Below are 11,893 nucleotides of genomic sequence, written 5' to 3'. Positions count from 1 at the left end.
TGAGCAAAGTGCGCAATTCTGACCCTCACCAATGGGCACGGCCTATGCAGGATGTGAGGTGGCTGTGACCGCGGCCACGCTACGCACCCCGCCCAAGACCACCATCGCGCCGAGCGGTAGGCATCGTGTCGGACGAGCGACCGATGAGTTCGTCGGCGACGCGGGTAGGACTGGTTCCCCGACGGAGCACTTGACAACTTTCGGCAACCATGTGATCTTGACCAAGACCACATGGCTCAGGTTGTGAAACTGACAGTTTCAATAGAGCCATGTGCTTGTCTTCGTGAAGTCGACGATAACTTTCGCAACGGATGGTGCCGCCCATGGCGGCCGCCGGCACCCACACGAGCCGAAAGGAGGCACGAGGCCACTGCACTGCCGCGATCGGCTCGTGTTCGATCCGGCCGCCGGTTCTTTACTCCGTCTACGCGGTGAACGAGGTGGTTCGCTGCGGTTTCCCCCGTGTAGTGCCGGTCCGTCCGATGTGCTGCGACCTGAGGTGTTGTTGGCTCTGGTCCACTTTATCGGTGGCGGCTGACCCATCGAAGGAAAGCCTTGTCCAGAGTTCCCTTCAGGATCGCGATCCTGTTGTTGAGTATCGTTTCGCTCGGCCTGCTCGGTGTGCCCGCGAATGCCCAACCCCTGTATCCCACTCCGGATCCCGATCCGTTCTACACACCGCCGTCCGAGTTGGAGGCGCTGCGGCCGGGCGATGTTGTGCGGTCCCGCAAGATCGACACCGCCTTCTACGTGGGGACCGAGGGCTGGCAGATAGCCTTCCGCTCCACCAACTCACTCGGCGGCCCTGTCATGGGAGTGACCACCGTCCTGATGCCCGTCGGAGTGCGGAACCCGCCGCTGGTCTCCTATCAGGCGCTGATCAATTCCCTCGGCACCCAGTGCAACCCGTCGCGATCGCTGTTCAACGGCGAATTGCAGGACGCGGTCGGCGCGATGCTTCCGATCGGCCGCGGCTGGGCGGTCTCACTGCCCGACTACCTCGGCCCTACCTCTGCTTACGGCGCGGCGAAGCTCAGCGGCATGATGACCCTGGACAGCGTCCGAGCGGTGCAGAAGGTGAGCGAGCTCGGTCTCTCGTCGTCGCCTGTCGCGATCGCGGGTTACTCCGGCGGCGGGATGGCCACCGCGTGGGCGGCGGCGCTGCAGCCGACCTACGCTCCCGAGCTGAAACTCGCCGCGGCCGTCGCGGGCGGCATCCCCGCCGACCTCGAAGAGATGGCGCTGTCGCTGGGTTTCGCCCCGCACCCAGGATTCGGCCTCGCCTTCGCCGCGGCCATGGGCCTGGAACGCGAATACCCGAACCGACTGCCGATCTCCGATCAGCTCAACCCGAACGGCCTGTGGTTCCGGGAATTCACCCACGATGCCTGTCGTCGATTCCTGCTCTTCCACGGCGCCTTCCGCAGCGCCGAACAGATGGCGGCGACCAAGAGTCTGATGGATAGCCCCGAAGCGCGAGCGGTGTTGCGCGAGAACAGCTTGCGATACTTCGACGGCGTCCCGACAGTCCCGACCTATGTGTGGCAGGGCCGCTTCGACACCCTCACCTTTTTCAACCCGGTAGCCGAAGTGGCCGACCGCTACTGCCGCGCGGGAGCACCGGTCCAGTTCCGCCCCTACGAAATCGCCGAACACATGACAACAGCCGTCGCCGGTTTCGCCGACGCCTGGAATTACGTGGAAGCCCGCTTCCGCGGCGACCCGGTACCGACCAGCTGCTGAATTCCGCAACGATGGCGGCCCTGGAGATATTCTCCTGGGCCGCTTTTCGTTGGTGACGAGCCGTTGCCGCGCTCACGTGCCACCGAGTGAATCGCCCGCACCGGCGGCTACTCGGTGATCGAGCGGACCTGCTTTTCGTACTTCGCGCGAGTCTCGTCGTCGGCGGGATGCAGTGCGCGGTCGCCGTCGAAGAGCCTGCGTACCAGGCGAACCGCGCGTTCGGGGGCGGCGGCGAGTGCGAGGTCGATGGGGCCGAGATAGCTCGGGACCGCGACCTCGGCCTTGCGGGTACCGACGGTGTGCACGATGGCGGCGGCGACGTCTTCCGGTTCGACGGTCGGCATGCCCTTGCCGAGGGTCAAGCCCGAGGACAGGCGGGTGCGGACCGCCGAAGGCATCACGCAGCTGACGCTGACACCCTGCGGGGCGAACTCCAAACGCGTTGCCGCCGAAAGGCCTACGGCGGCGAACTTGCTCGCGTTGTAGACCGCGAGTCCGGCCACCGGGATCTTGCCAGCAAGCGATGCCACGTTGACGACGTGACCGTGGCCGCGCTCGATCATGCCGGGAACCACCGTGCGCATGCCATTGATCAGCCCCCACACGTTGATGTCCATCGTGGCGTGGCCGACGGCGTCCGGCTCGTCGAGGAAGGCGCCCGCAGGCATGACCCCCGCGTTGTTGACCAGGATGTCGATGCGACCGAAATCGGCGACCGCCTTGTCCCACTGATCGCGTGCACGCACATCGAGTTCGTAGGAACACGCACCGATCGCGGCCGCCGCGGATTCCGCCGCGACGGTGTCGACGTCGGCGATCGCGATCTCGGCGCCCTTGGCGGCGAACAACTCCGCCGTGGACCTGCCGATGCCGCGGCCCGCGCCGGTGATGAGCACCCGCGCCCCCTTCAGATCGAAGTCGGGGTAACCGTGTCCGAGAATGCTCATACGATCGCTCCTTGTTCCAGCGCCCGGCGGGTGCTGCGCAGACTGCGTTCGAAGGTGTCGCGGCGGCGGCGGCCGTCCATGAAGTTGGGTCCCATGACCGCGAGATCCTCGGCGGTGGCATCGACGCGGAGCACCTTGGTGCCAACCGCGCGCAGTTGGGCGACCTCGGCATCGAGCTCGGCGCTCATCCGGTTTCGCATCCGGCGCTCGACGAAATGGCCAGGTCCGGTCGCCGGGATCTTCCCGGTCGAGGCCATCGGGGCAAGCAGCACAACCTCATCCAGCTTTTCCGGGATCAGCAGGTCGACCGAGGCCGTCGAACCGGCGCCGCCATCGATGAAGCGGCGGCCTGCGATAGGGACCGGCGGGAACCACCCCGGCACCGCCCACGACGCCCGCAGTGCCTCGCCGAGTGTGGCCTCCGGCGCGTCGGGCGAACCGAATGCGACGCGCTCGCCGGTCGCGTAATCCATCGCAACCAGCCAGGTCGCGGGATGCGGCACCCAGGAACGCCCCGGGTTCAGGCGCTCGGCCAGGTGCTGCAACCAGCTCGGGTCACCTCCGCCGACCGGCAGCAGGCCACTGCCCGCGGTGAGCAGCGCCTGCCCGGATTCGGTGCGACGCAGGGGCAGCCGAAGCGAGCCGAGCCGCGGGCGGGGCAGCGGCGGGAAACGTCCCGGTTCGGACCGCATGTGCGCCAACAGAATCGGATTCGTCGTGGTGCCACGTTGCATCGCGACCAACTCGTCCACCCCGATGCCGCTGCCGAGCATGGTCATCATTTCCGCGCCCGCGGAGGTGCCGATCAGCACGTCCGCCTCGCGCGGATCCCAGTCCAGCACGTCGCGGGTCGCGGCGAGCGCGGCGACGATCCAGGCGGCTCCGAGCGTGCCGCCGCAGCCGATGGCCAGGCCACGCCGCGGTGACCCGTTCTTGTTACCCATGGTTCCAAACACTAGCAGAATCCAAATACCTTCGGTATCCGAAATCTATCGGTACGTAGAATCAGCCGCATGGCACGTCTGACCCGGTCCGAAAGCCAGGCCCGCACCCGCGCGGACCTGATCGCCACGGCACGCGACCTCTTCCTGGCCGAGGGCTACGCGAAAACCAGCCTGGAACGGGTCGCCGAGGAAGCGGGCTACTCGAAGGGCGCGGTCTATTCGAACTTCCGCACCAAAAAAGAGCTCGGCCTAGAGGTGCTCGGGCTCATCCATACCACCAAATTCCAAGAGGTCACCGACCTGATCGCGGCCGGCGACACCCTCGAAGACCAGCTCGAACGCTTCCAGGAGTGGGCCGAGCGGACCATCGGCGACGTCGGCTGGACCCTGCTGGAATTCGAGTTCGCCACGGTCGCCCGCGACGATCCGGAGCTGCAAGCCGCACTGGTATCGAGCCTCGGTATGGTGCGCGGCGCGGTCGCCGCGCAAGTGCAAAGCTTGGCCGACACGGTCGGAATTCCGCTGCCGATGTCGGCGCAGGACGCGGCGAGCGCGATCCTCAGCATGGGTATCGGCCTCGGCATGCAGCGTGCCATCGACCCGTCGATCCCGGCCGGGCTGATCACCGACGCACTGCGGTTGCTGGTGACCTTCGGTGACGGGCCGCCGCGGCGCGCGCAACCGAGCGCGGTCACGCCGTAAAGTGCAGCGTCCATTCCCCTCGGTAATGCAACCTGGTTACGCTGCCCGGCGGAATGTCGATCCGCCAGAACGATTTCGGCGGCGCGTCGAGGGCGACCAAGAGCGCCGCCCTGATCACCGCGGGATGGGTGATCGCGATGGTCGACATGCCTTCGGAGGCGATCTCGGCCATCCAATATCTGGTTCGCTCGACTACGTCGACCACGGATTCACCCCCGTGACCTCGGAACTGCGGGTCTGTCAGCCAGGCATACAGCTCGTCCTGCGGCACCGACATCAACTCGCCGCCGCGCCAAGCCCCCGCGTCGAGGTCGCGCAGCCGGGTGTCCTCCTCGCCGGGCAGCCCCATCAGGGCGGCGGTCTCCACGGCCCGGCGTTCTGGGCCGGTGAGGACTCGGGCGGCCGTGAGTGGCCCGCACGCGGCGATCGCCCTTCGGCCTGCTTCGGTCAGCGACTCGTCGACTGGAAAACGTGCCTTTCGCATCGCCTCGGTCATGCCATGGCTGACCAGGTCGAGTCTGAGCACCTTTTGCACGGATCGAAGCGTACGGCCCTGCGGAGGTGATCGTTGTTCGATTGCTCTGCCTTCGCTCGGACAGTTGGCAGGACGGGGCCGCCGCCGGTATGTCTTCGCGGTCCGATGAGTTGTCGGTGCCCGGGTGCAGACTGGTCCCATGGCTCAGTTCTCCACCGCGACCCAGGAGTGGTTCGACGGCGCCTTTCCCGCGCCTACCGCCGCTCAATTGGGCGCATGGAAGGCCATCGCGGCAGGTGAGCACACATTGGTGGTGGCACCGACCGGGTCGGGAAAGACATTGTCGGCGTTCCTGTGGGCAATCGATCAGCTCGCGCGTCGGCCGAAACCTGAAGGCAAGCCCCCTCGTCGCGGCACCTCGGTGCTGTATGTCTCGCCGCTCAAGGCGCTTGCGGTCGATGTGGAACGCAACCTGCGCGCACCGCTGGTCGGTGTCACGCAGACCGCGAAGCGGCTGGGGCTCGACCCACCGGAGATCACCGTCGGGGTCAGGTCCGGCGATACCAGTGCCTCCGACCGCCGCTCGATGCAGCGGACACCGCCCGACATCCTGATCACCACACCGGAATCACTGTTCCTCATGCTCACCTCCGCGGCACGGGAAACTCTCAGCGATGTGCACACGGTGATCGTGGACGAGGTGCACGCCATCGCGGGAGGCAAACGCGGCGCGCACCTGGCGTTGTCGCTGGCCCGGTTGGATCAATTGACGTCGGCGTCGCATAGCGACTCGATGACGGATGGTGTTCGGGCGACGGATGGGCGGCCGGTACAGCGGATCGGACTCTCGGCGACCGTGCGCCCGCCGGAGGAGGTTGGGCGCTTCCTTGTCGGGCACGCGCCGATCACCATCGTGTCGCCGCCGTCGCCGAAGACCTTCGATCTTTCGGTACGGGTGCCTGTCGCGGATATGACCGAGCCCGGCGACTCCGATCAGCCAGGATCCATCTGGCCGCATGTGGACGAGGCGATCGTGGATCTGGTGCTCGAGCACCACTCCTCCATCGTGTTCGCGAACTCCCGGCGGCTGGCCGAGCGGCTCACCGCGCGGCTCAACGAGTCCTACGCGGCGCGGGTAGGTGAGCCCGTCGAGACCGAACACAAGCCGCCCGCCCAGCTCGGGCCGTCCACGGAGGTGATTCACGGTGCGGGGCAACTCCTCGCGCGTGCGCACCACGGTTCGGTGAGCAAGGAACAGCGCGCGCTCATCGAGGACGACCTCAAGAGCGGACGACTGCGCTGCGTGGTGGCCACCAGCAGTCTCGAGCTCGGTATCGACATGGGCGCGGTCGATTTGGTGGTACAGGTGGAGGCGCCGCCCTCGGTGGCGAGCGGCTTGCAGCGGATCGGTCGCGCCGGACACCAGGTCGGCGAGATCTCGCGCGGCGTGCTATTCCCGAAGCACCGCACCGATGTGATCCACTGTGCGGTCGCCGCACAGCGCATGACCACTGGTCAGATCGAGGCGATCCAGATCCCGGCGCATCCGCTGGACATTCTGGCGCAGCAGACCGTTGCCGCGTGCGCGCTCGAAGCGATCGATGTCGACGCTTGGTTCGACACCGTGCGTGCCACCGGAAGTTACGCCGCGCTGCCACGCTCGGCCTACGAGTCGGTACTGGATCTGCTTTCCGGCCGTTATCCCTCCGACGAATTCGCCGAACTGCGACCGCGATTGGTGTGGGACCGCGACGCAGGCACGCTGACCGGGCGGCCCGGCGCGCAACGCCTCGCGGTGACCTCCGGCGGCGCGATCCCCGACCGCGGCATGTTCGCGGTGTACATGGTCGGTGAAAAGGCCTCGCGGGTCGGCGAACTCGACGAGGAGATGGTGTACGAATCCCGGGTCGGCGATGTGTTCGCCCTCGGTGCGACCAGCTGGCGGATCGAGGAGATCACCTTCGACCGGGTACTGGTGACGCCGGCGTTCGGCCAGCCGGGACGGCTGCCGTTCTGGCACGGCGACGGGCTGGGCCGCCCAGCGGAACTCGGCGAGGCGCTGGGCGAATTCATCCGCAAAGCCGGACAGGATTCCGCCGCGGCCCTCGCACAGCGCACGGCGGCAACCGTCGAGGCCCCTCGGAAACGACCGTCGCGCGGCAAGACCACGGCAGGCGCGGCTTCGGCTGTGCAGCCCGCCCCTTCGACACAGGGCGCGGGCTTCGACGAGATCGTCCGTGGCGCGGGTCTCGACGACAACGCGGCGACGAACCTGCTCACCCTGCTCGAGGAACAGCGCACCGCGACCGGCCAATTGCCCACCGATCGCACGCTGATCGTGGAACGGTTCCGCGACGAGCTCGGCGACTGGCGGCTGGTACTGCACTCGCCCTACGGGCAGCCCGTGCACGCGCCATGGGCGCTGGCGATCGGGGCAAGGCTGCGTGAACGGTTCGGTGTCGACGCCAGCCCGACCTCTTCCGACGACGGGATCGTGGTGCGGCTACCCGACACCACCGATGATCCGCCCGGCGCGGAGCTTTTCGTATTCGAGCCCGACGAGATCGATGAAATCGTCACCGAACAGGTCGGTGGCTCCTCGCTTTTCGCCTCCCGCTTCCGTGAGTGCGCGGCGCGGGCGCTGCTGCTGCCCCGGCGCGATCCCGGCAAGCGGGCGCCGTTGTGGCAGCAGCGCCAGCGCTCGGCGCAACTGCTCGATGTGGCGCGCAAGTTCCCGGACTTTCCGATCCTGCTGGAGACGGTGCGCGAATGTCTGCGCGACGTCTACGATCTGCCCTCGCTGCGCGATCTGCTCGGCCGGGTCGCGCGTCGTCAGCTGCGGCTTGTCGAGGTGGAGACCGCGACGCCTTCGCCCTTCGCGAATGCCCTGTTGTTCGACTACATCGGGCAGTTCATGTACGACGGCGACAGCCCGCTGGCCGAACGCCGCGCCGCCGCGCTGTCCTTGGACTCCAGCCTGCTCGCCGAACTGCTCGGGCGGGTGGAACTGCGCGAACTACTCGACGCGGCGATCATCGAGCAGACCGAACTGGAGTTGCAACGGCTGACCCCGGAACGCCGCGCCCGCGACGCCGAGGGTTTGGCCGACCTGCTGCGCCTGCTCGGGCCGCTCACCGGCGCCGAGGCGGCCGAACGGTGCGTCGTCCGTTCGGACGAGCCGGACCTCGATGCCGGGCCGGACCACGCGAGTAGCCGTCGAAGAGAACCCGTCGGTGCCCAAGACCCCGCCGAATGGTTCGCCGATCTGGTGAAATCACGTCGGGCACTGGAGGTTACCTTCGCGGGCCACACCTGGTGGGTGGCCGTGGAGGACGCGGCGCGACTGCGCGACGCGCTCGGCGTACCCCTTCCGATCGGCACGCCGGCGGCCTTCATCGAACCGGTCGCCGACCCGCTCGGTGACCTGGTCGGTCGCTACGCCCGCACCCACGGACCGTTCAGCACCGAGGCGGTGGCCGCCCGATTCGGGCTCGGCACCGCCGTCGCCGCGACCGCCCTGCACCGACTTGTCGCCGAAAAGCGGGTGGTGGAAGGTGAATTCACACCGGCGACGACCGGCTCCGAATGGTGTGACACCCAGGTCCTTCGCCGGTTGCGTCGCCGCTCGCTCGCGGCAGCGAGGCACGAGGTCGAGCCGGTGGCCACCGCGGCCTTCGGCCGTTTCCTCCCCTCCTGGCAGCACATCGGCACCGGCGAACTACGCGGCGTCGACGGTGTCGCCACCGTCGTGGAACAGCTTGCGGGCGTACCGATCCCCGCCTCGGCCTGGGAATCACTCGTGCTGCCCGCCCGCGTCCGCGACTACTCCCCCGCCATGCTCGACGAACTGATGGCCACCGGCGAGGTGATCTGGTCCGGCCACGGCGCCATCACCGCCAAGGACGGCTGGGTCGCGCTGCACCTGGCCGACCAGGCCCCCTTCACACTGCCGCCCACCGACGACATCGAACTGTCCGAGGTCCACCTGCGCCTACTCAACGCGCTCGGCGCGGCATTCGCACCATGGACTCCGATCGAGACGACCCAACCAGCGCGGACCGATGGCGCGGGCAGCGACTTCCCCGCTGCTGGACTTCGGTCGGTGGATGCGGGCGGCTCGCCACCGACGCGTCTACCACCGGTACTCCAAGGTGGGGGCGCCTACTTTTTCCGGCAGCTCTCCGATGCCACCGGGCTGCTCGACGACCCGAAAGTATCTGCCGCGCTGTGGGAGTTGGTGTGGGCGGGTGTAGTTGCCGGTGACACTTTCGCTCCCGTGCGAGGGCTGCTGTCCGGCACCGCGCGGACGACGACCGCGCACCGAATGCCGCGGCGCGCACCGCGTGGGCGGGCTTACCTGCCGCGGCCGAGCATGCCGATGCGCTCCGGACCGCCCGCGGTCGCGGGCCGGTGGTCGCTGCTGCCGGATCGGGTGTCGGACAACACCGTGCGCGCGCATGCGACCGCAGACATGCTGTTGGAGCGCTACGGCGTGTTGACCCGCGGTTCGGTCCAAAGCGAGGGCGTGCCCGGCGGATTCGCGCTGATGTACCGGGTGCTCACCGAATTCGAGGACCGTGGGCGTTGTCGCAGAGGCTATTTCATCGATTCGCTCGGCGGCGCGCAGTTCTCCACCACCGACGTGGTCGATCGGCTGCGTTCGTTCGATGCCGAACGTTCGCGCTCGGCCCAGGGCCGAGAGCAGACCGACACCGCACTCGCGCTGGCGGCCAGCGATCCCGCGAATCCTTATGGCGCAGCACTGCCCTGGCCCAAAGGCTCGCCGGAGAGCGCGGGCCACCGCCCCGGCCGCAAAGCGGGCGCGATCGTCGTACTGATCGACGGCGAACTCGCGCTCTATCTGGAACGCGGCGGCAAGACGCTGCTCACCTTCACCGAGGATCCCAACGCCCGCCAGGCCGCCGCCACCGCGCTGGCCGGTCTGGTCCGCGAACGCCGTGTCGACTCGCTGGTGATCGACAAGGTCGACGGAGAATCCGTGCACGGCAACACCTTCGCCGGTTTCCTCACCGAGGCGGGATTCTCACGGACGCCACGCGGTCTACGGCTGCGGAGACAGCCGTGACCCTCCACTGTTTGCCAGGCCACTGCGCGCCTCATCGTGCGTCGACGGTTCCAGAGTCGAACCATGCCTGAGGGCGACACCGTTTTCCTGACCGCGAGCAGGTTGCGACTTGCGCTCGAGGGAAAGACGCTGACTCGCAGCGATTTCCGGGTGCCTCGCTATGCCACCGTCGACCTGCGCGGACAGCGGATCGACAGCATCGGCAGCTACGGCAAGCACCTGTTCATCAGGACGCCGGAGGTCAGCATCCACACCCATCTGAAAATGGAGGGCGAGTGGCGCACCTACTGCACCGGGGAGCGCTGGACCCGGCCGCGGGTGACCGCGCGCCTGGTCCTCGGCGCCGATGACACCGAGGCGGTCGGCTTCTCCCTCGGCACCGTCGAGGTATTGCGCCGCACGGACGAGCACACCGCGACCGATCACCTCGGTCCCGACCTGCTCGGCGCGAACTGGGATGTCACCGAAGCGCTGCGGCGACTGACGCAGCACCCCGCGCAACCGATCGGGCTCGCGCTGCTCGACCAACGGAACCTGGCCGGCGTCGGCAATATCTATCGCAGCGAAATATGCTTCCTGCGCCGCGTGCACCCTGCCACACCCATCGCCGCCGTCCCCGACCTGCTCGCACTGGTCAACGAGGCGCACCGCGTGCTCACCAAGGCCGCCACCGAGCCGCCGTGGCGTCCATTGGCCTACGGCCGCACCCGCCGCCCGTGCCAGCGCTGCGGCACCCCGCTCGTGGTCCACCTGCTCGGCGAAACCGCACCCGCCGACCGCATCACCCAACGCGAGCGCGGCATCTACTTCTGCCCGCGCTGCCAGCCACCACCCGCCTGATGGGCGGAGCATCGGACACCGACACGCACAAAGCCGTGACTGTCGGTGTGATTTGCCATTCCATTGCTAATACTTCCGCATTGCCGCGCGACAACATCATCGGAATGCGTTAGCGAGCACTATGAGAGCAGGCAAATGATGATTGGGCCGATCAGTAGGCCGCGGCTATTAGCGATTGCCGTTCGTCTGCTCGTCACCGTCGTCGCTATCGCCGCAACCGTGGCGTTCACCTACTGCCTGCTGCGACCGACCACGCCTGCGGGCGATTCGACCACGCCCACGCCGCGCCCGCCGTCGTTACCCACCCACCATCTCGAAGGTGCCGCGAATCCGATGCCCAACAACGTCGGCCGCCTGGCCATCCCGCGCGACCAACAGCGGCTACGGGAGCTGGTGCGCGACCACGGCGCCGAGGTAACCCCGTTCTCCGCGCACAACGCCGCCGAGCTGCGGGCTCCGCAAAACGCCACGGCGTGAGTCGAATGGTCAGGCAGTACAGCCAAGCTTGTTCGGTGCTGCGCCCGGTCATCAGTTGCCGGTCGAAGACCTCGTCGATGACGCCGGTGCCGCCGATCAGCGCCTCGAACTGCGAAGTGGTTCCGAGTGGGCGGTCGAGGTACAGGTTGGTGCTCACGATGGGGGTGTAGCCGAGTTTGTCCGCGGCCGCATAGATCTCGGCATGCTCGGGCAGCGCGTCGAGCAGGCCGCCCACATTCGAATTGGAAGAACTGGCCCGACTGCATCTGGCCGACCGCGTTCGGTACCCCGACACGATGGTGCTGCGCTATCTGCGCTCCCTCGTGTCATGGGCGCTGAGCGTGGAAGCGCCCGACAATACCCACTGACCTGCGGTTTCACTGTCATCACGAAATCCTCACAGTGGGATTGGTTTTCTTGTTTCCAGCGCGGAGAACCGCGCGGAGCGAAAGGAAAACCAGACCATGAAGATCAAGACCGCAATCGCCGCAGGAATTTTCGCGATCGGGGCTGTCGCCACCGGCGCCGGTGTCGCCACCGCCGAGTACATCGGCAACTACGCGACCTACGAGGCCTGCGCCGCCGACGGCGACTCGCCCAAGACCGGCGGCACCGAGTGGCAGTGTGTCGAGGTGCCCGGCGGCTGGGACCTGCACACCTTCTGATCGATCGAATCCGA

At 67.5% G+C, this 11,893-nt stretch carries 10 protein-coding genes; 7 read left to right on the top strand and 3 right to left on the bottom strand.

The window, feature by feature from the left end; genetic code table 11:
• The first annotated feature begins 58 nt into the window (after positions 1-58).
• Both ACLMAJ_RS07190 and ACLMAJ_RS07185 read left to right on the top strand, forming a co-directional pair.
• Positions 59-247 (top strand): hypothetical protein, encoded by a 189-nt coding sequence (locus ACLMAJ_RS07190; RefSeq protein WP_412012722.1) that lies wholly within the window; start codon positions 59-61, stop codon positions 245-247.
• 308 nt (positions 248-555) lie between these two features.
• Complete coding sequence (locus ACLMAJ_RS07185) at positions 556-1,743, top strand: lipase family protein (RefSeq protein WP_412012721.1); 1,188 nt, start codon at positions 556-558, stop codon at positions 1,741-1,743.
• 107 nt (positions 1,744-1,850) lie between these two features.
• Here ACLMAJ_RS07185 and ACLMAJ_RS07180 read toward each other — a convergent pair whose 3' ends face one another.
• Both ACLMAJ_RS07180 and ACLMAJ_RS07175 read right to left on the bottom strand, forming a co-directional pair.
• The gene (locus ACLMAJ_RS07180) at positions 1,851-2,690 is read right to left on the bottom strand and encodes an SDR family oxidoreductase (RefSeq protein ID WP_412012720.1); all 840 of its coding nucleotides are present in this window, start codon (positions 2,688-2,690) and stop codon (positions 1,851-1,853) included.
• Positions 2,687-3,634, bottom strand: a complete 948-nt coding sequence (locus tag ACLMAJ_RS07175) for a patatin-like phospholipase family protein (protein ID WP_412012719.1) — start codon at positions 3,632-3,634, stop codon at positions 2,687-2,689. The genes ACLMAJ_RS07180 and ACLMAJ_RS07175 overlap by 4 nt, the downstream gene beginning before the upstream one ends.
• A 69-nt stretch (positions 3,635-3,703) precedes the next feature.
• Between ACLMAJ_RS07175 and ACLMAJ_RS07170 the strand changes: the two genes are divergently transcribed.
• A complete protein-coding gene (locus tag ACLMAJ_RS07170; protein ID WP_412012718.1) occupies positions 3,704-4,336 on the top strand; it encodes a TetR/AcrR family transcriptional regulator in 633 nt (210 codons plus the stop codon).
• Here ACLMAJ_RS07170 and ACLMAJ_RS07165 read toward each other — a convergent pair.
• Entirely contained in the window at positions 4,326-4,871 is a 546-nt protein-coding gene (locus ACLMAJ_RS07165) for a histidine phosphatase family protein (protein ID WP_328409656.1), read from the bottom strand. The genes ACLMAJ_RS07170 and ACLMAJ_RS07165 overlap by 11 nt on opposite strands.
• A 139-nt stretch (positions 4,872-5,010) precedes the next feature.
• Here ACLMAJ_RS07165 and ACLMAJ_RS07160 point away from each other — a divergent pair, with 139 nt between their 5' ends.
• The 4 genes from ACLMAJ_RS07160 (at position 5,011) to ACLMAJ_RS07145 (ending at position 11,879) form a co-directional block, all read left to right on the top strand.
• Entirely contained in the window at positions 5,011-9,897 is a 4,887-nt protein-coding gene (locus ACLMAJ_RS07160; RefSeq protein WP_412012717.1) for an ATP-dependent helicase, read from the top strand.
• 63 nt (positions 9,898-9,960) lie between these two features.
• Positions 9,961-10,737: a DNA-formamidopyrimidine glycosylase family protein gene (locus ACLMAJ_RS07155; protein ID WP_412012716.1), complete on the top strand. Its 777-nt coding sequence runs from the start codon at positions 9,961-9,963 to the stop codon at positions 10,735-10,737.
• A gap of 135 nt (positions 10,738-10,872) precedes the next feature.
• Entirely contained in the window at positions 10,873-11,214 is a 342-nt protein-coding gene (locus tag ACLMAJ_RS07150; RefSeq protein WP_412012715.1) for a hypothetical protein, read from the top strand.
• 464 nt (positions 11,215-11,678) lie between these two features.
• Positions 11,679-11,879 (top strand): hypothetical protein, encoded by a 201-nt coding sequence (locus ACLMAJ_RS07145; protein WP_412012714.1) that lies wholly within the window; start codon positions 11,679-11,681, stop codon positions 11,877-11,879.
• Positions 11,880-11,893: the final 14 nt, after the last annotated feature.

Source organism: Nocardia arseniciresistens (assembly GCF_046764875.1).
Lineage (GTDB): Bacteria > Actinomycetota > Actinomycetes > Mycobacteriales > Mycobacteriaceae > Nocardia > Nocardia arseniciresistens.
Note: the sequence above shows the minus strand (reverse complement) of the source record. Positions and strands in the feature narration are given on the sequence as shown.

Bases quoted from the DNA above. Each gene is read 5' to 3' on its own strand.
- ACLMAJ_RS07160 (WP_412012717.1), top strand. From the start codon at position 5,011: ATGGCTCAGTTCTCCACCGCGACCCAGGAGTGGTTCGACGGCGCCTTT.
- ACLMAJ_RS07145 (WP_412012714.1), top strand. From the start codon at position 11,679: ATGAAGATCAAGACCGCAATCGCCGCAGGAATTTTCGCGATCGGGGCT.
- ACLMAJ_RS07180 (WP_412012720.1), bottom strand. From the start codon at position 2,690: ATGAGCATTCTCGGACACGGTTACCCCGACTTCGATCTGAAGGGGGCG.
- ACLMAJ_RS07155 (WP_412012716.1), top strand. From the start codon at position 9,961: ATGCCTGAGGGCGACACCGTTTTCCTGACCGCGAGCAGGTTGCGACTT.
- ACLMAJ_RS07175 (WP_412012719.1), bottom strand. From the start codon at position 3,634: ATGGGTAACAAGAACGGGTCACCGCGGCGTGGCCTGGCCATCGGCTGC.
- ACLMAJ_RS07170 (WP_412012718.1), top strand. From the start codon at position 3,704: ATGGCACGTCTGACCCGGTCCGAAAGCCAGGCCCGCACCCGCGCGGAC.
- ACLMAJ_RS07150 (WP_412012715.1), top strand. From the start codon at position 10,873: ATGATGATTGGGCCGATCAGTAGGCCGCGGCTATTAGCGATTGCCGTT.